Here is a 1,861-nt window from a genome sequence, read left to right on the forward strand (position 1 = left end):
GAAGACGAACGCCGCCAGCAGCACGACCGAGCCGAGCGCCATCCCGATGATGGTCGGCGAGCCCCACGCGTATTGCGTGCCGCCCCAGCTCGTCATGCGGCCCGGTGCCCGCGCGCACCTGCGCGAACTGCGGCTCGCTGCGGCGCCGGTCCCACAGCTTCCCGGTCTCGACGTAGGCCCACAGGTCGGCCGGGTCGGGCTGGACGGCGACCATGGCCGCGCGCTGGCCGTCGGCGATCTCGCGGACCTGGGCGCGCAGCCCGGAGAGGTACCGCTGGTAGTCCCGGCGCTCGTCGTTGATCTGCGCCTTCTTCGCCATCCCGCCGCGGCCCAGCGACATCACCACCATGCCGCCCATGGCGCAGAGGAACAGAGCGCCGAAGATCCACGTCATCACGCCGCCGTCGCGTCCGATGTAGACGAACGACATCGCGCCCATGCCGAGCATCATCGGCAGGAACATCATCAGCTGGACCATGCCGCCGGACGAGCTCTTCGGGAGCATCGGCGGCGACTGCAGCACGATCTCGGACGGGCGCTCGGGGATGAGGCTCATGCGGCAATGCTCCAGCGGATCGGGGCGGCTCTGACCGGTATTTTGGCCACTCGCCGCGCGCGCACGGTGGGTACTTTTGCCGTCCGCCCGCTTCCGGGGCCGAACCTACGCTCAGCCGAGCACACCCCCCGGAAGGAGACCCATGGCCGGCGAGTACCGGGCTGAGCCCGAGGCGATGCGCTCCGCCGTGGGCAACGTCGGGGGCATCATCGCGCACGGCATCAACGCCGTGGCCGACCTCGAACGGCTCGTCGTGCAGCCGATGTCGTTCGCGACCTTCGGCAGCGCGGTCGCCGCCGCGAACGCGGCCCTGCACTCCGGCCAGATCACCGCCGTCCGCACGCTGCTGCAGCTGCTGCAGCAGATCAACGGGCTGGTCAAGGCCAGCGCCGACGCCTACCAGGCGGCCGACCAGGACGTCGCGTCCGGCTACGGCGGCGGGCACGCCCCGGCGAGCACCGCGTCGTCGATCTGGGGCAGCTCGCACGCTTCCGAGCTCGCCACCCTGGCCATCAACGACAGCGCGGGCGCGCACGGCGAGCCGTCGTCGGTCGGGAACGTGCTGCGTTACCTGGGGGACGCGCGGCTGGGCCGGCTCGGCGACCACCCGATCACCGACACGCGCTTCCACGGTGTCGCCGACTTCAACGACTGGCTGGCCGGCGACGCCGACAACCAGGCGCGGGTCGGGCTGATCGAGGTCTACGCCGGCACCGCGCGGACGTTCTCCGACGTGCCCGGCGGGGTGCACAGCGGTGACGTCGTGGTGGTGGAGCCGCTGCTGTTCTCCGACCGCCAGCCGGTCATCGGCGTCGCCGGCGACGGCGGCCGCCTCTACAACCACGGGCTGCTCGACGCCCGCACCGGCGGGCTGGCGAAGGTCAGCGTCTACCGGCCCGCCTCCGTCGTCTGATCGTCCGCCCCTCGAACCTGATGTGAGGACCGATGCTGACTTTCCCGAACTCCAGCGCGATGGACGCGACCGCGTCTTCGGGCGGCCCGATCACGATCCTGCCGCAGATCGTGACCGGGCAGCCGGAGCAGATCGCGAAGCACGTGGTGGACCTGGTCCGCAAGGCCGAGCAGTTCATCAGCATGTACAACGAGCTGACGAAGGCCGCCGACCAGCTGGGCAAGATCTGGTCGGGGGCGGCGAGCGAGTCGGCGCTGAAGAAGATCAGCGACTCGCTCGACCAGCTGACGAAGATCATCAACGTCGTCCAGAAGGGCGCCGAGCTGCTCGGCGTCTCCGGCACGCTGATCAAGACAGCGGCGGCCCTCCGGTGAGTCCCAGCGGCCCACCTT

General features: G+C 70.7%; 1 protein-coding gene and 2 pseudogenes. 2 read left to right on the forward strand and 1 reads right to left on the reverse strand.

Annotation, left to right across the window (positions count from 1 at the left end):
- Positions 1-556, reverse strand: a pseudogene (locus tag ACWEVN_RS47745) (hypothetical protein); the annotation flags it as partial.
- A 142-nt stretch (positions 557-698) separates the two neighbouring features.
- Here ACWEVN_RS47745 and ACWEVN_RS47750 point away from each other — a divergent pair.
- On the forward strand, positions 699-1,469 hold the full coding sequence (locus tag ACWEVN_RS47750; protein ID WP_310977176.1) for a WXG100 family type VII secretion target: 771 nt from the start codon (positions 699-701) through the stop codon (positions 1,467-1,469).
- A 32-nt stretch (positions 1,470-1,501) separates the two neighbouring features.
- A pseudogene (locus ACWEVN_RS47755) lies at positions 1,502-1,828 on the forward strand (WXG100 family type VII secretion target); the annotation flags it as partial.
- Between the last annotated feature and the right edge of the window lie 33 nt (positions 1,829-1,861).

This window comes from Amycolatopsis sp. NPDC003861 (assembly GCF_053605405.1).